Annotated in this window: 14 protein-coding genes; 3 read left to right on the forward strand and 11 right to left on the reverse strand. The window is 68.3% G+C overall.

Annotation, left to right across the window (positions count from 1 at the left end):
• Positions 1-4: 4 nt before the first annotated feature.
• From ACFY2X_RS24445 to ACFY2X_RS24460, 4 genes are read right to left on the reverse strand one after another with little or no spacing between them, the layout of a single operon-like run.
• Positions 5-508 (reverse strand): GNAT family N-acetyltransferase, encoded by a 504-nt coding sequence (locus ACFY2X_RS24445; protein WP_389941378.1) that lies wholly within the window; start codon positions 506-508, stop codon positions 5-7.
• On the reverse strand, positions 505-1491 hold the full coding sequence (locus ACFY2X_RS24450; RefSeq protein ID WP_389941380.1) for an ABC transporter substrate-binding protein: 987 nt from the start codon (positions 1489-1491) through the stop codon (positions 505-507). The genes ACFY2X_RS24445 and ACFY2X_RS24450 overlap by 4 nt, the downstream gene beginning before the upstream one ends.
• Before the next feature lie 17 nt (positions 1492-1508).
• The gene (locus ACFY2X_RS24455; RefSeq protein WP_389941823.1) at positions 1509-2261 is read right to left on the reverse strand and encodes an amino acid ABC transporter ATP-binding protein; all 753 of its coding nucleotides are present in this window, start codon (positions 2259-2261) and stop codon (positions 1509-1511) included.
• 5 nt (positions 2262-2266) lie between these two features.
• A complete protein-coding gene (locus ACFY2X_RS24460; protein ID WP_389941382.1) occupies positions 2267-3151 on the reverse strand; it encodes an amino acid ABC transporter permease in 885 nt (294 codons plus the stop codon).
• Positions 3152-3668: 517 nt separating this feature from the next.
• Here ACFY2X_RS24460 and ACFY2X_RS24465 point away from each other — a divergent pair.
• The gene (locus tag ACFY2X_RS24465) at positions 3669-3794 is read left to right on the forward strand and encodes a hypothetical protein (RefSeq protein ID WP_389941384.1); all 126 of its coding nucleotides are present in this window, start codon (positions 3669-3671) and stop codon (positions 3792-3794) included.
• Complete coding sequence (locus ACFY2X_RS24470; RefSeq protein ID WP_389941386.1) at positions 3794-4888, forward strand: YeiH family protein; 1095 nt, start codon at positions 3794-3796, stop codon at positions 4886-4888. Before ACFY2X_RS24465 ends, ACFY2X_RS24470 begins: the two co-directional genes overlap by 1 nt.
• Positions 4889-4920: 32 nt before the next feature.
• On the opposite strand, the gene ACFY2X_RS24475 is transcribed toward ACFY2X_RS24470, so the two are convergent.
• From ACFY2X_RS24475 to ACFY2X_RS24495, 5 genes are all read right to left on the reverse strand, one after another.
• The gene (locus ACFY2X_RS24475; RefSeq protein ID WP_389941388.1) at positions 4921-6450 is read right to left on the reverse strand and encodes a protein kinase; all 1530 of its coding nucleotides are present in this window, start codon (positions 6448-6450) and stop codon (positions 4921-4923) included.
• Complete coding sequence (locus tag ACFY2X_RS24480; RefSeq protein ID WP_389941390.1) at positions 6447-7967, reverse strand: protein kinase; 1521 nt, start codon at positions 7965-7967, stop codon at positions 6447-6449. The genes ACFY2X_RS24475 and ACFY2X_RS24480 overlap by 4 nt, the downstream gene beginning before the upstream one ends.
• Before the next feature lie 230 nt (positions 7968-8197).
• Complete coding sequence (locus ACFY2X_RS24485) at positions 8198-10255, reverse strand: ATP-binding protein (protein ID WP_389941392.1); 2058 nt, start codon at positions 10253-10255, stop codon at positions 8198-8200.
• 326 nt (positions 10256-10581) lie between these two features.
• Positions 10582-11013: an SgcJ/EcaC family oxidoreductase gene (locus tag ACFY2X_RS24490; RefSeq protein ID WP_389941394.1), complete on the reverse strand. Its 432-nt coding sequence runs from the start codon at positions 11011-11013 to the stop codon at positions 10582-10584.
• Positions 11014-11087: 74 nt separating this feature from the next.
• Positions 11088-11963: an NAD-dependent epimerase/dehydratase family protein gene (locus tag ACFY2X_RS24495; RefSeq protein ID WP_389941396.1), complete on the reverse strand. Its 876-nt coding sequence runs from the start codon at positions 11961-11963 to the stop codon at positions 11088-11090.
• 154 nt (positions 11964-12117) lie between these two features.
• On the opposite strand from ACFY2X_RS24495, the gene ACFY2X_RS24500 reads away from it, so the two are divergent.
• Positions 12118-12621 (forward strand): MarR family winged helix-turn-helix transcriptional regulator, encoded by a 504-nt coding sequence (locus tag ACFY2X_RS24500; RefSeq protein WP_389941398.1) that lies wholly within the window; start codon positions 12118-12120, stop codon positions 12619-12621.
• A 159-nt stretch (positions 12622-12780) separates the two neighbouring features.
• Here ACFY2X_RS24500 and ACFY2X_RS24505 read toward each other — a convergent pair whose 3' ends face one another.
• Positions 12781-13689: a hypothetical protein gene (locus ACFY2X_RS24505; RefSeq protein WP_389941400.1), complete on the reverse strand. Its 909-nt coding sequence runs from the start codon at positions 13687-13689 to the stop codon at positions 12781-12783.
• Between the two features lie 185 nt (positions 13690-13874).
• Entirely contained in the window at positions 13875-17813 is a 3939-nt protein-coding gene (locus ACFY2X_RS24510) for a DUF5005 domain-containing protein (RefSeq protein WP_389941402.1), read from the reverse strand.
• Between the last annotated feature and the right edge of the window lie 148 nt (positions 17814-17961).

Genomic DNA, 17961 nt, shown 5'->3' on the forward strand with positions numbered 1-17961 from the left:
AGGTTCAGGACTCGGGATGGGCCAGGAAGCGGTCGTCGAGGCCTTCCAGCTCCTTGACGAAGGCGAGCGGGCCCTCGGTGGGGCGGTTGGCGACGTCGAACTGCGGCTCGTATCCGCTGGACAGGTAGAGGCGTACGGCCTCGGGCTGGCGTGGCCCGGTGGTGAGGTAGATACGGCGGTACCCGCGGCGCAGCGCCTCCCGCTCCAGTTCGCGCACCACGAGACGGCCGAGCCCCGCGCGACGGAAGCGCGGGTGCGTCCAGAGGCGTTTGAGCTCCGCGGTCGCGGCGTCGTAGCGGCGGAAGGCGCCGCCGGCCACGGTCTCGCCGTCGGCCGCCACGATCAGGAACGCGCCGTACGGCGGCGCGAACTCGGCCTCCGGATATCTGCTGAGCTCGTCGTTGGGCCCGTACCGCGAGGTGTATTCCAGGTGCAGCCCGGCCAGCAGCGGTGCGGCGGACGGGTCGGACATGCCGACGAGGCGCACGTCGGTGGCGACCTCGCTCATGACGCCTGCCGAGGCAGGCCGGGCGGGTTGATCAGCGACTCGGGAACCGCCTCGTTCGCCAGGCCCCAGCGTTCGAGGACCTCCTTGTACCTGCCACTCTTGACGACCGTGTTGAGTGCCTCGTTGAGCGGCTTGACCAGGCCGTTGTCCTTCTTGGTCATGGCCGCGATGAGTCCCTGCAGGCCGGGCCCGGCGCCGGAGAACGTGCCGGCGATCCTGGATCCGCCGCTGACGGCGATGTTGTAGGCGATGGACGGGTTGGGGCCGAAGTACGCCTGGACGCGGCCCGACTTGAGGGCCAGCAGCACGTCGCCGTACTTCTGGTAGTACTGGATCTCGACGGGCTTGAGCCCGGCGGCCCGGTTCTGCTTGTCCCAGTCGAGCAGGATCTTCTCCTGGTTCGTGCCGGAGCCGACCGAGACGCGCAGCCCGGCGATGTCGGCGGGCTTGGTGATCGCCTTGACGGGGCTGCCTTCGGGGACCTGCCAGCCGAGCTGGTCGACCCGGTATGTGGCGAAATCGTAGGTGTCCTTGCGCTCCTCGGTGACGGTGACGTTGTTGAAGACGACCTCGTACTTGCCGGACTTGGTGGCGAGGAAGAGGTTCTCCCACGAGCTGGTCTGCGGGACGAGCTCCAGGCCGAGCACGTCGGCCACGAGCTGGGCGATGTCGGTCTCGACGCCGATCAGGGTCGTGTCGTCGGTGGCGGGGAACACCAGCGGGGGCGAGCCCTCACCGCTGAAACCGACGGTGAGCCTGCCGTCGGCGGCGATGGCCGGCGGCACCTGGGCCGCGATGGCCTCCACCTTCGAGGCGCGCACACGGCGCTGGTCCGGGTCGAGGCTGATCTTCTTGCCGGCCACCACGGGCACCGTGGTGCCACCGGCCGCCGGGGTGTCGAGGGTGGGCTCGGCGCCGCACGCGGTGACGGCGAGGAGCAGGAGCGCGGGCAGGATGACGGCCCGCGCGGATGAAGCACGCATGTGGTTGTTCCTTGAAATCAGAGGACCTTGCCGATGAAGGCGCGGGTCCGTTCGTGCATGGGGGCGTCGAGGACCTGGGCGGGCGGGCCGAGCTCGACGATGCGGCCGCCGTCCATGAACGCCGCGGTGTCGGCCACCTCACGGGCGAATCCGACCTCGTGGGTGACCACGATCATCGTGGTGCCGCCTCGGGCGAGATCTTTGATGACGTCCAGCACCTCTCCCACCAGTTCGGGGTCCAGCGCGGAGGTCGGCTCGTCGAACAACAGCAGCTTGGGCTCCAGCGCGAGCGCCCTGGCGATGGCGACGCGCTGCTGCTGCCCGCCGGAGAGCGTGCGGGGGTAGGCGTCGGCCTTGTCCGCGAGGCCCACCCGCTCCAGCAGCCGCTCGGCCAGCGGCTCGACCTCGGCGCGCGACCGGCGCTGGGCGGACAGCGGTGCCTCCATGAGGTTCTGTCTGACGGTGAGGTGCGGGAACAGGTTGAACGACTGGAAGACGAACCCGATCCTGGTGCGCTGCCGCAGCACCTCGCGCTCTGGCAGCTCGTGCAGTCGCTCGCCCACCTGGCGGTAGCCGAGCAACTGCCCGTCGACCCGTACCGAGCCGCGGTCCACCTTCTCCAGGTGGTTGATCGTGCGCAGCAGCGTGGACTTCCCCGATCCCGACGGACCCAGGATCACCAGGACCTCCCCCTGACGCACGTTCAGGTCCACGCCGCGCAGCACATGCAGGGCGCCGAAGCTCTTGTGCACGCCACGCAGCTCCACCATGTGGCTCACGCGCGCCCCCTGCCGTAGTGGCGCTCCACGTAGTACTGGACGGCCGACAGGGCGGTGGTCAGGATGAGATACCAGATGGCCGCGACCAGCAGCAGCGCCATGACCCTGCCGTTGCGGTTGTAGATCACCTGCACCTGGTAGAACAGCTCGGGCAGCGCCATGATGTACACCACCGAGGTGCCCTTGACCAGGCCGATGATCTCGTTGCCGGCATTGGGCACGATGGTCCGCATGGCCTGCGGCAGGATGATCCGGAACAGTCGCCGCGCCGGGGGCAGTCCCAGAGCGGCGGCGGCCTCCCGCTGCCCGTGGTCCACCGACAGCAGGCCGCCCCGGACGATCTCGGCGGCGTACGCGGCCTGGTGCAGCGCCAGCCCGAGCACCGCCGCGGTCAACGGCCCGATCAGGTCCATGGTGCCGAAATCGAAGAACGCGGGCCCGAACGGAACGCCCACCGACAGCCGGGGGTAGAGCAGCGCCAGGTTGTACCAGAACAGCAGCTGGAGGATGAGCGGCACCGACCGGAACAGCCAGACGTATCCCCAGGCCACCGACGACAGCAGCCGATTGGCCGACAGCCGCATCAGCGCCAGCACCGTGCCGAGCGCGAAGCCGAGCACGATGCCCATCGCGGTCAGCTCCAGCGTGAGCAGCACCGAACGCGCCACCGACGGGGCGAACAGATATTCCCCCACCACCGCCCACTCCCAGGCGGGATTGGTGACCAGGGCGTTGGCCGCCATCGCCAGCAGGACGAGCACGGCGGCACCGGCCAGCCACCGCAGTGGATGACGGGCCGTCACCACGTCCGATGGCCGCTCCTCCTCCTGGAGCGACGGCTCATCCGGGAGGGATGGCGCCTGCACCTCGGGCAGCGTCACGAGCCGCCCCCGATCGCGTACGGCGCGGCGGACAGGACATGAATGATCTTGATCACGAATCACTCCTCCACGGGAGGCATAGGGATAGGCGGCGAGTTCTCGTGATCAGTGACATTGCGCGCTGGCGACGTGGCCGTAGTCCACGTGCGGGCGCCGGGTCAGGTAGGGGCCCTGGCTCATGACCATGAAGCTACGAGCCCGCACAGATAAAGTCAACATTTCCTACTGGATATACATGTTATTGTCGCTGACATGCACGTCTCCCCGTCCAGAACGAGGGCCGGAGGCCACGGGCAGGCCGAGATGAAGGCCGGCTCGCCACTCCAGGGCGGCGGGATCGACGCGATCTCGCCACTCAGGGGCGACGGGGGTGGCGCGATGGCCACACTCGGCGGACGGATCCCGTCAAGGCTTACGACCTGGGCCACGGGCGCCGATTTCATGCTTTCCCTATTGATTTCATGGGGAATTTTGCGGAGGATCCCGACTGAGATCGGGCGTCACAGAAGGGCATCTCATGAGCACGCAAGAACCCCCCGAGAGCCGCACCGCGTTCAATGAGGACTGGGCCGCCACAGTCCTCGGCCTGGTCCTGCTCGTGCTGGTCCTCGCCGGTGTCATCCCCCCAGGGCTGGTGCCGTGATGACCGTCCAGACCTCCACCACCCCACGCACCTGGCAGTGGAGCGCGCTCGGCGTGCTTGCCGTCCTGCTCCTCGGCGCCGCCACGAGATTCCTGGAGAAGGGGGTTCCGTCCTGGTTCGAGGGCTCCGCGCTGGCCAAGGCCGTCGAGTTCCCGATTTACGCGATCGCCCTGGGCCTGCTCGGCAACGCCGTACTCACCGGCTCCGGGCTGCGGGACCGGCTGGCGGGCGGCTTCCGTACCGAGTTCTTCATCAAGACAGGGCTCGTCCTGCTGGGCGCGTCGATCAACCTCAAGGTGATCGTGACAGCGGCCGGGCCCGCCGTCATCCAGGGCATCGTGCTGATCAGCACGGTGTTTTCGTTCACCTGGTGGCTGGGCGGCCGGCTCGGGCTGGACGACAAGCTGCGCGCCCTGCTGTCGGCCGCCGTGTCGATCTGCGGGGTCAGCGCGGCCATCGCCGCGGCCGGGGCCGTACAGGCCAGGCGCGAGCAACTCGCCTACAGCGCCAGCCTGGTGATCGTCTTCGCGCTGCCGTCCATCTTCATCCTGCCCGCGCTCGCCTCCCTCCTCGGGCTGAGCCCGGAGGTGGCCGGCGCCTGGATCGGCGGCAACATCGACACGACCGCCGCGGTGACCGCCGCGGGCACGATCGTGGGCGAGAACGCCCTGGCCATCGCCACGATCGTCAAGGTCACCCAGAACGCGCTCATCGGCGTCGTCGTGGTCGCGCTGACCGCCTGGTTCGCCTTCCGGATCGAGCGGCGCCCCGACGCGTCCCAGCCCGGCCCGGCCGAGCTGTGGCGGCGCTTTCCGAAGTTCGTGCTCGGCTTCGTGGCCGCCTCGGTGATCGCGACCTGGTACCTGACCACGGTCACCGCGGCTCACGGCAAGGAGGTCATCGGCGTCGCCAACGACCTGCGCGTCTGGTTCCTCATCCTGGCCTTCGTCAGCATCGGCCTGGAGTTCCGCGTCTCCTCGCTGCGCGAGGCGGGCTGGCGGCCCGTCGTCGTGTTCGCCGGTGCCACGGTCGTCAACGTGCTCGTCGCGCTCGCCCTGGCCGTCCTGCTGTTCTCAGGGCTGACCGCCGCCTGACGAGCTCCGCCGCTCTCCGGCTCCTACGGCACTCAGGAGTACGGCTCACACACCGTGAACGAGACGCTCTCGGTGTCCTTGGCAGGGGTCAGGAGGTGGAAGACGATCGTGTGCCTGCCCGGTGAGAACGCGCCGAACGGGTTGCGCTGGTTCTTGTCGGTGCCGTTGGTGGCCACCCAGCTCGTCTTCCACCCCTCGTCCTCGCCGTCCACGATCCATCTGTAGCCGTATTCCGTCTGCTTCCCCGTCGGCCCCTTGAGCAGGGCGACCGGGAAGAGGCTGGACGACCAGCAGCCCTTGTCGGTCTTCAGTCCGTCCAGCGTCAACGACGCCAGACGGACGGTTCCGCCCGCGGCCGCGGTCGTGGTCTTCGATGGGGAGGCCGTGGGCTTGGAGGTCGCCGGTTTGGAGGTCTCTGGTCCGGAGGTCGTGGGTTCGGCCGTCGGCTGCCGCCGGGAGACCGTGGGCTTCGGGCGGGCAGTTGTGGGCTTCGGGCGGGCGGTCGTGGCAGAACCCGGCTTCTTGGCCGCCGGATCCGGCTTCTTTGCCGCGACACCAGGGGAGGCCGTGGTGGCTGAGGCAGGGGCGGCGGTCGTCGCCGGAGCGGGCATCCATATGATCACCCCCGCGACCAGGGTGGCGGACACCCCCAGGGCCGCGGCGCCCGCGAGCATCGCCTTCCCAAGCCGGCGGTTCACGGGACGGCCCGCCGTATCGCCCCGGTGGTCCGCGTGACGACCCGCCGTACCTCCGCGACGGCTCGTGGTGTGGTCTGTCACAGTGTTGGGCTGGGCGCCGATGAGCCGGAGCAGGACATCCTGCATCGTGGGCCGTGCGGCGGGGTCTTTGGCCAGGCAGGCCAGCACGATCGGGCGCAGCGGCCCCGGCAGGTCGCCCAAGTACGGCTCGTCGTGGAGGATGCGGCGGATCACGGCGGGCAGCGAGTCGTTGCCGAACGGAGGCGTCCCGGTCGCGGCGAACACGATCACCGACGCCCAGCCGAAGACATCCACCGCCGGGCCGATCGGCTCGCCCGCGAGTTGCTCGGGCGCCATGTAGGCGGGTGTGCCGACGATGCTGCTCGTCACGGTCAGCGAATGGCCGGCGGCGCGGGCGATGCCGAAGTCGATGACGCGCGGCCCGTCGCGGCCGAGCAGCACATTGGCGGGCTTGAAGTCGCGATGGACCACCCCCGCGCGGTGGATCGCAGCCAGCGCGGTCGCGGTCGCGACCGCCAGCCGTTGCAGGTCGGCGCCGCCATGGCGGCCCGCCTGCTGGAGCGAGGGGCCCTCAACGTACTCGGTCACGATGTACGGCCGGCCGCCCAGCGAGGCGTCGAGCACCTGGGCGACGCAGAACGGCTCCACCCGTCGCGCCGCGTCGATCTCCTTGGCGAAGTGGTGGTCACCCGCCAGCCCGTCCTGCAGGACCTTGACGGCGACCCGCCGCCCGTCGGGCGCCTGTCCCAGATAGACCACGCCCTGGCCGCCCTCGCCCAGCCGCCCGAGCAGCCGGTAAGGGCCGACGGCCGGGGGATCCTCGGGCAGAAGCGGGGCCGTCACTCGGTGCCGACCGGGCAGATGGTGAACGAGAGGGTCTTCGACGCCGTTGCGGGCGAGGTCAGGCGGAGCGTGATGCGGTGCGGGCCGTTCGGTGTGACGAGCGGGCCGATGACCTGCTGAGTGTGGGACTCGGCGATGACGGACTCCGAACGCTCCACCACCCGGCCGTCCAGGATCCACTGGTAGTGGAACCTGGTGCTCAGCTTGGTCCCCTCGACCAGGCCGAAGGTGTTGGACTGGCCGATCTCGCAATCCTGGGTATTGGCCTTCCTGGCGCCCATGGCGTGCACCCACACGATCCGGAACGACCCCCCGCCACCCGGCGAAGCGGACCTGGTGGGTTTCGCCGATTGGGTCGTCGGAGCGGTGGTGGGTTCCCTCGGGCCGGTGGTGGGTTCCCTTGTCGGGTTGGCCGTCGGGTTGGCCGTCGGCTTCTTGGTCGGTTTGGCCGTGGCCGGCTTCCTGGTCCGCTTCGGACGCCGGGACGCCGTCGGGCTGGGCTTTCCAGTCGCGGTGATCGCCAGTGCTTCCGTGCTCGGACCCGGTGTCTTGGCGCCCCAGCTGTTCGTGACGCCCCAGACGACGGTCCCCGCGGCCACCAGCGCCACCGCACCGGAGACTCCTGCGACGATCCGGCCGCCGCCCCCTCGGCGCGTCTTCTCCGGCCTGTTCCCCCGCCGCGACCTTCCGGGAACCGTGGACGGGCCGCTGTGGCCGGGATCTCCCGGACGGCCGGCGTCTTGGCCGCCCAGCAGTCGCAGCAGCACGTCCTGCATGGACGGGCGGCGCGCCGGATCCTTGGCCAGGCACCCGAGCACGACCGTGCGCAAAGGCTGTGGCAGGTCGCCGAGCTGTGGCTCGTTGTGCAGGATCCGGTTGATCACAGCGGGAAGCGAGTCCTCGCCGAAAGGCGGGCTCCCGGTCGCGGCGAACACGATCACCGATGCCCATGCGAACACATCGGTGGCGGGTCCTACCATCGCCCCGGCGAGCTGCTCGGGCGCCATGTAAGCGGGCGTCCCCATGATGCCGCTGCTCGCCGTCAGCCCCGATTCGACGGATCGGGCGATCCCGAAGTCGATCACCCGAGGCCCGCCCTGCCCGAGCAGTACGTTGGCGGGCTTGAAGTCGCGGTGCACGATGCCCGCCTGGTGAATGGCCGTCAGCGCGGTCGCGGTCGCGACGGCGAGCCGTTGCAGGTCGGCGCCGCTGTGACGCCCCGCCTGCTGGAGCGAGGGCCCTTCGACGTATTCCGTCACGATGTACGGCCGGCCGCTCTGCGAGGCGTCGAGCACCTGAGCGATACAGAACGGCTCCACCCGCCGCGCCGCGTCGATCTCCCTGGCGAAGCGCTCGTCGGCCAGCCCGTCCCGCAGCACTTTGACGGCGACCGGCCTGGCGTCGCGCCCCTGGGCCAGGTAGACGACCCCCTGCCCGCCCGCGCCCAGGCGCCCCAGAAGCCGGTAGGGCCCCACGGCCGTGGGGTCGCCTTCCCGGAGGGGCTCGACGTGCGGCATGGGACTCCCGTGACGGCTGTTAGGCGATCTTCAGCACCATAGCGAGAAATGTCAGGATTTGCGGGCCGGTTGTGTAAACCAGGTCATCCACTTGGGCATACTCGGCTGGCTGGCTTGCTGCTGGGGCAGCGAACGCACGCCCGGGGGAAGACCATCCGGTTCGAATTCCTTCAGGGCGGCCGCTGCCGTACTGAACTCCCGATCTCCGGGTCCGTCCCCGCCGGCCTGGGTCATCCCTCAAGCGCATAGGCGGCCGCGCGCTCCGGACCCAGCCTCGCCCCGTCACGGAAGGCCGCCGCGAACGCCCGGTTCCCCAGCGTGCGGCGGGCCTGCTCCGCGCAGCGCTCGTGCCATCTCGCGTGGTACCACAGCCGGGCCGGTGAGGCATCCGCCGCCTGCCACAACGCGTGCGCCGCACCCAGCATCCGGGCGGCGCGTTCGTGGTCCTCTCTCGCACCGGCGGCCCACGCCAGCACCTCCAGGCACTGAGTGAGGCACCATCGGTCGTTGATCTCTCCGGTGAACTCGGCGGCCCTCCGCACCAGTGCCTCGGCCCGGCGGCAGTCACCCAGGTTCCACACGGCGAGACCGAGCGCCAACTGGGCATACCCGCGAGACACCAGCGCGTGATGAGCCTCGCACAGCTCCAACATCTCCTCGCCGAACACAGCGGCTCGGTCGGGATTCTCGATCGAACCGTATGTGGCCGCGTAGTAGAGGTTGAAGACGACGCCGTCAAGGTCGCCGGCGGCCCGGTGGAGGGCGAGCGACTCCTCCAAGAGCGCGAGACCACGCTGGGCGTCACCGGTGGAGAACGCGGCGACGCCGGAGGTCCGGATGGCGAACGGCAGGACGTCCTCATCCCCCATCTGCCGCACGATGGTGTGACATTCCTCCAGCCTCGGCGTCGCCGCCGCCAGATCGCCCTGGCGGAGGGCGAGCATGCTGTCCACCCAGAGTGCCGTCGCCCGAGCGCTGCCCGCTTCCCGCACCAGCTCCAGGCCGCGCTCCAGCCAGTACCGGCCCTCGGTGAGGGAACCGGCGAGGAGCCAGAAACACCACATCGCCGACGCCGTCTCAAGCCCCACGGGAGCCATGCCCGGTTCACCCAGACACACCTCAAGCGCGACGCGCATGTTGGGAAGTTCCCGTTGCAGGAGCCGGTATCGCTCAAGCTGGTCCGGAACATTCCGGTCGATCCGATTCCTCTCAGCCAGATCCCGGTAGTGGTCGATGTAACGCCGGCGCAGTACTCGCTCGTCGGAAGGCGCCAGCTGCTCGGAACCGTACGCGCGGATGCTCTCCAGCATGCGGTACCTGATCCCGGCCTCCCGCCGCTCGCCGACCAGGACCGACTTGTCCACCAGCCCGGCCACCAGATCAAATATCTCGGCAGGGTCGATTCCTTCGCCGCAACAGACCGCCTCGGCGGTTTCCAGATCGACCCCACCAGGGAACATCGACAGCCGGGCCCACAGCCGCCGCTCCACCGGTGAGCACAGGCGGAAACTCCAGTCCATGGTCGCGCGCAGCGTCTGATGGCGTGGCAACGCGGCAGGGGCCGCGGCTTCCAGCACCTCGAAGCACCCGTCCAGCTCTCGCATCAGCTGTTCCAACGGCAAGGTGCGCAGCCGCGCCGCGGCCAGCTCGATCGCCAGCGGGATCCCCTCCAGACGCTGGGCCAACCGCGCCACGCACGCCGCGTTGCCGGTGTCCAAGAAGAAGCCAGGGCACACGCTCGCCGCCCGCTCCACGAAAAGGCGCACCGAATCGTGCCGGACGATGTACCGGGTAGGACCGCCGGGGTCCGGCACGGACAGCGACGGAACCGCCAGCACCTGCTCGCCGTACACCCCCAACGTCTGCCTGCTGGTCGTCAGGACCCGCAGCCGGGGAGCGCCACGCAGCAGCCGGTCCACGAAGCGGGCGCAGTCTTCGAGCAGATGCTCGCAGTTGTCCAGGATCAGCAGCATCCGCTTGTCCGACAGGTAGTCCACCAACGTGACCATGAGGTCAGGTCCTGCCTCACGCAGGCTCAGTGCCGCGGCAACGGTCGGTTCCAGCAGGTCGCCCGCCTCCAGCGTGGCCAGCTCGACCACCTCCACGCCGTCCCTGTACCTGCCCCGAAGAGTCTCCGCGGCCTTGAGCGCCAGCCGGGTCTTGCCGACACCGCCCGTGCCGGTCAAGGTCAGCAACCGCGCCTGGGACAGCACCCTCCTGACCGCGGACAGCTCATGCCTGCGTCCGACAAAGCTGGACGCCTCCGTCGAAGGATCAGCCCTGGTCATACGACCGTGCTCCGTCTGAGTCGCGGAGAACTTCCGGGAGTGACCAGCCCAGCCTGGAACCGGTCAGAAGCCGTTCGACCTCGGCCGTTTCATGCCGACGGCCTGCGAGACCGGTCAGCCCCGCCGACGGCCCGCACACGTTCGAAACGTTCGATGCCACCGCAGTCATGGATGCTCCACCGGCTCAGACCCTCAGGATCCCCACGCCCCAGGACCGAGCCAACAGAACCAGACTAGGCTCGGATCGTTGTCGCCGCACCTATGTCACCGTTTGACCCGCCGCGCCGGAACCGGCATACATGCCCTGCCGGACCGGCCTGCTTCGCTTATCCCTCCACGACCTGGGTGTTCTGCGCGGCGGCGATCTTCCACTCGCCGTCGTCCTTCGCCAGGACGTAGAAGGGCCTGCCCTCGGGGTAGTCGTCGCGGGGGCTGCCGTCGAGCCGGACCGGCCGCTGGCGGACGTTGACGACCGCCACGTCCGGGCGGACGAACAGGATGCGGACGACCTCGTAGCTGGCGGTCGAGTGCTTCATCGCGCCGGGCAGGACCTTGTGCGTGAAGGCGTTGATCTCCTCCCAGCCCGACAGGCGCTTGCCGTGGGCGGTGGTCCAGACGGGGTCCTGGGTGCGGAACAGGCTCATGAACGCCTCGGGCAGCTCGTTCTGCTGGGCGTGCTCGACGCCGGCGACGAGCCGGACGATCGCATCGACCTCGTCCTGCCGGGCCTCGGTGGTGCCGAAAACCTCGATGCTCATTGTCTTCTCCTTATGGTCGGTCGTTGTTGTGCTGTCAATGCGGTTGATATGTCCGATAGGGGGACGTCGCCGTCTTACCGGTAGGAGCCTTCGAGGAGATCGGCGACTGCGCCCTCGCGGCGGGGGCTCCATCCGAGCTTGTCGCGCGCCGCGTCGCCGCTGACGCTCTGGTCGAGGGTGAGGGCGTCGGCGAACGCGGCGCCGAGCGTCTCGCTCGCCTGGTCGAGCGGCCATCCGCGCGGTTCCGCGGAGACACCGGCGGCGCGTCCGGCCGCGGAGGCGAGGTCGTGGACGGCGACCGCGGGCTCGGTCACACCATGCCAGAGCGTTCCGGCGGGCGCCCGCTCCACCGCCACCACGAACAGGTCGGCGAGGTCGTCGACGTGCACCATGGGCCAGCGCACCGCCTCCTCCCCGACGAACCTCGGCGCCGCGTGCTCGCGGGCCAGGTTCACCAGCAGGGCGGGGATGCCGCCGCCCCGGCCGTGCACGATGCCCGGGCGGATCACCAGGGCGCGCACGCCGTCCTCGGCGGTGGCGAGCACCTGGCGCTCGATCGTCGGCCGGTATCCCACGATCGGGACGGGGTTGGTGGGGGCGTTCTCGTCGGCCGGGTCGGGCCCGGTGGCCCCCAGCACCCAGACGCCGCTGGTGTAGAGGAAGACCTTCCCGGTGCCGCGCAGCGGTTCCGTCAGCGCGGCGACCGCGGCGGCGTCGGTCTCGGCGTCACCGGAGGGCGTCGCCATGTTGATCACGGCGTCGATGTCGGACGTCACCGCCTGGGTGAGCGAACGCGGATCGGTCAGGTCGCCGACGCGCCGCTCACGCCCCTGACCCGGCCGATCATCACCGGGGCGGGCCAGTTCGACGACCTGGTGGCCGGCCTCGGTCAGGCTGTCTGCGACCGCCGAGCCAAGGTAGCCGGTGGCGCCGATGAGCAATACCTTCATCATGGTCTCCTTCGAAAATTTCGATGTCGAAAATTTAGACCACGATGGCCGAAAGAGTCAAACACTTCGATGTCGAAGTGTTAGCCTCTGTACAAAGCCCCAGCCCAGGACAGGAACCGCCATGACGACCGCCGAACCTCGCGACGGAGTAGACATGATCATTTGCCAGTGGCAGGCGGCACGCCCCGATCTGGACTGCTCGCCGATGGAGGTCGTCGGCCGCCTGTCCCGGGCCTCCCGCCTCCTCGAACGCGCCATCAAGGAGCACTTCTCAGTCCACGGCGTCGAATCCTGGGAGTTCGACGTGCTGGCCACCCTGCTGCGCTCCGGCCCGCCCCACGTCCTCACCGCGGGCGAGCTGAGCACGGCGGCAATGGTCAGCTCGGCCGCCCTGACCAACCGCATCGACCGGCTCGTGGACAAGGGCCTGGTCGACCGCACCGTCGACCCGGCCCACCGGCGCCGCGTCCTGATCTCCCTGACCGACCGAGGACTGAGCCTGGTCAACACGCTCGTCGAGCAGCACGTCGCCAACGAGCGGCGGCTTCTGGACGATCTGAACACCGCCGACCGCGACCAGCTCATCGTGCTCCTGCGCCGCCTGCTCGTCTCCCTCGGCGACACGGGACCGGACGCGGCCCCCGCCGACGAAGGCTGAGGCCCGGGTCATCCGATGCCGGCACGCACCTGGGCCACCGCCCATAAGTTGATCTCGCGTGGTCGCTCGCGGCCGCTTCGCGATCTCAGGTATCGGTCTTCCAGGGCTGTGACGCGGTCGTGGTCCCGTGGACCGCCCTGACCACCCGGCAAAGCAGTCCTAGGCGTACCAGTCCCCGGCGATCTCCTGAATCGCCTTGTCACCTCGTGGCACGAATCCGCCGATGGTGAGGACCTGCCAGATCGACCGTGGGTGGTTGAGCAGGCTGAAGAGGTAGAACGAGCCGCCGTCCCCGGTGCGGAAGCCGTAGGAGGCGGTGAACGACCGGAAACCCGCGTACGCGCCCTTGGAGACCTTGGCGTAGGCGCGGCGGCTGTAGTTGTCCCTGGCCAGCCTGTAGCCGTTCTTTCCCGCCCCCTTGTTCGTGGAATAGTTCCAGAAGGTCATGTACTCCAGGGCGATGGCCGTACCGTCCACGCGTGACGCGGCGGTGACGTACCCCTCGGCGTCCAGGCGCGGCCTGGGCATCCGCCGGCCGTAGTGCAGCGGGGTCTTCGCGGCCAGTTTGAAGGATTCGCCCTCTGGCCGCCAGAAGGCCAGGACATGTGGCCGGTCCTGTCCCCTGTAGGTCGCCTGGAGGATGAACCACTCTCCGCCGGGCGGCTGCCGGCGGGGCACGTAGTACGTCTGCCTGCCGGTCAGCCGGATCGGCTTGCGGATCTTGCTCTTGTCGCCGTCCTCCACATGGCCCTGATCGATGACCACCTCGTGCCGGGTGCCGTCCCAGAACAGTTCGTCCCGCTTGGACGAGTCATCCCACCAGTCGCGATCCTTGATCGTTCTGTTGTGCTCGGCCACCCAGGACGCCGCGGCCTTCTTGGCGTCGGGAATGGTGAGCCGGATGCTCTCGGACGTGGGAGAGGGCGAGGGTGTCGGCACGGGAGCCGCGGTGGACGGGGAGGGGGAAATCGTCCCGGGCGAGGCGGTCGGCTGGGCGAAGGGGCTGGACACGAGGCCGCAACCGGTGAGGCTCCCTACCAGGACGGCGATGAGAGACGCCTTTCGCACGGTGTCGAGCTCCTTCACCTTGTTGCGTCAAATTTCAACGGGAAAGACCGTACCGGACACCCTGACGGAACTGCTCGCGAGCACGACATGGTCGCCATCGGCCATCCACGTTCGGCACCGGAGTCAGCGGAACACGCGACAACGCGGTCCGGTCCGCTCCCGGGAAAGGGAGCGGACCGGATGTGTCATGGCTGATCGCAAGCTACCCCGACGAGCAGGCCGCAGGGAAGCGGCTTGACTCGGACGTGCGCCGAGTCAGGCCCGTCGCCGCCCTGGTTGCTCTCCACGATCCAGAATTCGTATTCGCGTGGATGCTCGGGATCTCCCTCCAGGGAGGTGTACCAGGTGAAGGATTTGTTGGGCGTCGGATCTGTTTTCAGAACAGTCGTCCCGTCGCTGCGGATGATTCTGAACCAGACGTTGGGATTGTTGTCGGTCCAGGTGACTTTCACGCTTCCACGGCCGGGCGTCGCCGTCACGTTGGCGGGCGTGCCGGTCGGAGGTGGAATGACGGGTGTGGCCTGGACGGCGCTGGACCAGGTCGTGCCGCCCGATCGCCAGGGACCGGCGGCAACCCTGAACCGGTACTTGTGGTAGGCCGTCAGGTTCTCCATGGTGAAGGCCCGCAAGCCGTTGATGGGATAGACCATTTGACACCAGCCGCCTTGGGAAGCGGCCTGTTTGCAGTTGGGGTCGCCGGCCGGGGGGTTGTTCCAGTTCGGATCGGCGGTGTCGTCGTGGTACTGGACGAGGTAGATCCACATGGCCGCCGGACTGATCGTCCACTTGAGGGCGACACCCGTGTTGGCCGTGGGGGTGGCGGTCAGCGCGGGAGCCGGCGCGGCCGCCGGACTGCTCGGGTTGCAATGGCTCGCGCTGTAGGCGGAATCGACCATGTGCCATGTCTGCTCGGCAGGGGGGACGGGCGGGGTGTTCGGATAGGGGGTTGGAGCGGGGGCGCCAGTGGTGGGCAGGGCTCCCGAAGAGCCGGGAAGTCCGGGCAGTTGCACATCGAGGAACCGCGGGCGGTAGATCCGGGCGTCGTAGTCGTTCTCTCCCATGCACGCGTTGTCGAGCCTGAGAGTATTGGTGGAGTATCCGACGAGCACACGACTGCCGTTGGAGAACTGCGGGTGGATCCGATATTCGTACTGGATCTGGCCGGGCTTGGCCGGGGGAGTGTAAATCGTGTTCTTGGGCAGGGTGGAGGTGAACTCCCAGGGCTGGTCGGCATAATATGCCACCGCCGACCAGGGCTGGTTGCCATTGGAGTCATTGGTCAGCAGCACGTACTTACCGTTGATCTTGGTTACCGAGAATCCGTTGGAAACACCCGGCATCATTCTGATAGACGCCGAGGCTGACGACGACCACGAAGATCCGGTCCAATACTCCCATTTACCCCAGTCGGTAATGCTTCCCTGGGGGACCCGAGCCAGGTGCAGATATTTCGCGACCGGTGGGCCGGCCACGTCCTCGTCGCCATAGATGTAGGTGTGGCCGCCCTCGTTGAGCGCGGCGATCCCCCACTGGACGCCTGTCCACGGCACTCCCAGCGTCTGGGCCGGGGAGGCCGTCAGCTTGGAACCGTCCCAGGTGAACGTGGCCAGTGCGTTCCCGACCGGCAAGTCAGGGAAGGCGACGTTGCCACCCTGGCCGTCCATGATGACGTAGAACTTGTGCAGGGTGTCGCCCACCATGATGCCGTCGCCGCCGAATATGTGATAGCGCGACTGGTTGTTGTAGGGGGCGGGGCTGGCCACCAGGGTGCCGGGCAGGTTCAGCGGGTTCAGGAACGGATCCGCCGGTCCGCCGAAACTCTTCAGGGTGCTGCCGGTGCCCTTCTGGACGACCACCATGTTCCGGGGTTTGGTGTTCAGGAACAGAGGCCGCGTTCCGTCGGGGGAAACATTCCCCCAGAATGAATCGTTGTAGAACCACGCGGTGCTGCCATCGGGCAGTTTCGTGGACTGAACGCCGTCGCCGCCGTTCCAGTCACCGCCCTTGTCGCCGTAGTTCTGCCAAAGATTGTCCCAGCTCGTGGCGGACCTGACGCTCAATCCGACGACCGAGAGGGCAGATGGCGGGCTGAGGTAGGGGCCGCTCCCCGGGGAGTCCGTCTGACGGCCCGCGACCTGCACCTCCAGACTGGAACGACCGTTGATGATCTGGTTCCAGACGTCCGGGGTCGGGGTGTAGGTCTGGGCGCTGCCCGCCGCCACGGTTTTGACGACGGTGCCTGTGGCCGGGTCGACGTACTGCACGTCGAAGCTGTTGTTGTTGTGCGTGGGTGGCCCACCGGGTTTGCCGTTCCCGCCGTTTCCCCAGTTGATCGTGGGCGGGTAATTGTTACTGATCTTGATGGTCGGGCCGATGCCGTGTGCGGCGAGGACCTTCTGCCCGGCCTTGCGATCCGGCCAGCTGCGGCCGGAGCTGAGCGCCTGGTAGGCCGCCGAGAGCGAGGAGGGACTGCTGGAGACGAGCGTGCCGAGGATGCCTGCCAGCGCGCCCCAGGCGGCGGTCTCCCCGGAATCGGCGTCGGCGTGCGTGTCGTAGAGGTCCCAGAGCGTCCGCTGAACCGCCAGCTCGCTGTCCTCACCTTCCGGCGTGCACGTCTCGGAGCCGGGGCCGGTGGCCGCACTCGCGGTCTCGATGTCGTAGAAGAACGGGTTTCCCGCCGGATTCGGAGGGGTGAGAGGGCCGTCGAAGTATCTCGTCGGGGAATAGTTCGGGATGCCCGACGGCACTCCTTGTTCTTGGAGGGCCACCTGCCCGTAGAACGTGGCCCAGCCTTCGCTGAAGGCGAGGGCGTTGGCGTCCTGCTTCGACGTCCCGCCCTGCCAGGCGTTGGCGCAGATATTGTGCGACCCGCCGGGGCTGGAAGCGAAACCTCCCTCATTGGCGACCACATGCCCCGACTCGTGCGCGAGGACGGTCCAGTCGAAGGCGTCCTCGTTGCAGTTCGTGCCGGTGTCGGGGCAGATCACGGAACTACCGGAGATCGAGATGCGCCCGTCGGACGACCGGGATCCGGTGGCCGGGTAATCCACCCTGAGCTGCGGCTTCCAGCTGGCCTGGCGGATCCTCTGGTAGTAGGCGCTGGCCGTGCGGAGGGCGTCCAGGAGCGCGAACGCTCTTCCGACGTCGTTGTTGTTGACGATGTCGACGTCCACCCCGGAATACGCGTTACCCGGCGACCAGCGGTAGGACCCGGATGTCACGTAATACGGCCGAAGAGACGCCCACTCGATGAGTCCCGCACCGTTGTCCGCGGTGATCTTCAGCTTGTAGTCGCCGGCGCTGAAGTCGGCGATGGTCGCGTTGAAGTCCCCGGCGTCCGTCGTTCTCCCAAGAGAGAGCACCAGTGGGCCGTTGGCTTGGACGAGCTCCAGCAGGGCGTTTCGCACCCCGCGCTGCGTGTTCGAGAAATCGTGATAGGTGATCTTCCCGCTGATCGTCACGCCCGCCGCGGCGGCAGAGGGCTCCTTCCCACCGTCGCGAGGCGTGACCTTGATGGTCGAGGGGCCGGAGCTCGGGACCTCGTGGAGTTTGAGAACCCGCGTGCGGAACTCACCCTCGGACAAGCGGCCCAGTTCCCGCTCCCGCTGCAGTTCGGCCTCCGCCAGGGCGTCGAAGCTGCCTGCCGTGACGATGCCGTGGGTTCCGCTGCGCACCGCCATGAAACGGGAATCCGCCGCCTCGGAACCCCTGAACACCTGCGCCACGATCCCGCTGTCTCCGGCGGGCGGCGACGGCAGTGCCAAGGACCGCTGAACGGACTGCTTGTCGGCGAGCTGCCCGAGAGACAGGGTTCCCAGGGAACTGGCCTGGCCGCCGTGGTAGAAGGTCACCCGGATCGACGCGTTGGGGACCGGAGCCGTGGCGGTGACGCTCACGGTCACAGTACGCCCGTCCTGGCTCAGTGCGATCGCGATGTCGGCGACCTGTAACCCCTCGAAAGTCGCCGCTTTCGCCGCCGAGGTGTTCGCACTCGTTCTGATCGATGGTTGCGACAGGAGTTGGTTCCGCGTGGCGACCGCCTCCGCGTGTGCGATGGAGACGGTCGCGGGTAATGCCATCACAAAAGTAGCGAAGGCCGTTAAAACGGCATGGATTTTTCGCACCGCTGGTCCTCTCCAGGGCTCGATCGTGGACATAGCGAGCCATGGAGTTCAGGAAGCCGCCGGTACGGCCCCCGCCACGATTCGCATACCAGATTTCGGGTCGTCTTCACATGGCGCCCATAAAAGATCCGGGACTCGTTCGAAGAAT

Origin of the sequence: Streptosporangium sp. NPDC000396, assembly GCF_042898655.1 — a bacterium.
Classification (GTDB): domain Bacteria; phylum Actinomycetota; class Actinomycetes; order Streptosporangiales; family Streptosporangiaceae; genus Streptosporangium.

Bases quoted from the DNA above. Each gene is read 5' to 3' on its own strand.
- ACFY2X_RS24465 (WP_389941384.1), top strand. From the start codon at position 3,669: ATGAGCACGCAAGAACCCCCCGAGAGCCGCACCGCGTTCAATGAGGAC.
- ACFY2X_RS24455 (WP_389941823.1), bottom strand. From the start codon at position 2,261: ATGGTGGAGCTGCGTGGCGTGCACAAGAGCTTCGGCGCCCTGCATGTG.
- ACFY2X_RS24485 (WP_389941392.1), bottom strand. From the start codon at position 10,255: ATGACCAGGGCTGATCCTTCGACGGAGGCGTCCAGCTTTGTCGGACGC.
- ACFY2X_RS24450 (WP_389941380.1), bottom strand. From the start codon at position 1,491: ATGCGTGCTTCATCCGCGCGGGCCGTCATCCTGCCCGCGCTCCTGCTC.
- ACFY2X_RS24445 (WP_389941378.1), bottom strand. From the start codon at position 508: ATGAGCGAGGTCGCCACCGACGTGCGCCTCGTCGGCATGTCCGACCCG.
- ACFY2X_RS24500 (WP_389941398.1), top strand. From the start codon at position 12,118: ATGATCATTTGCCAGTGGCAGGCGGCACGCCCCGATCTGGACTGCTCG.
- ACFY2X_RS24495 (WP_389941396.1), bottom strand. From the start codon at position 11,963: ATGAAGGTATTGCTCATCGGCGCCACCGGCTACCTTGGCTCGGCGGTC.
- ACFY2X_RS24470 (WP_389941386.1), top strand. From the start codon at position 3,794: ATGACCGTCCAGACCTCCACCACCCCACGCACCTGGCAGTGGAGCGCG.
- ACFY2X_RS24480 (WP_389941390.1), bottom strand. From the start codon at position 7,967: ATGCCGCACGTCGAGCCCCTCCGGGAAGGCGACCCCACGGCCGTGGGG.
- ACFY2X_RS24490 (WP_389941394.1), bottom strand. From the start codon at position 11,013: ATGAGCATCGAGGTTTTCGGCACCACCGAGGCCCGGCAGGACGAGGTC.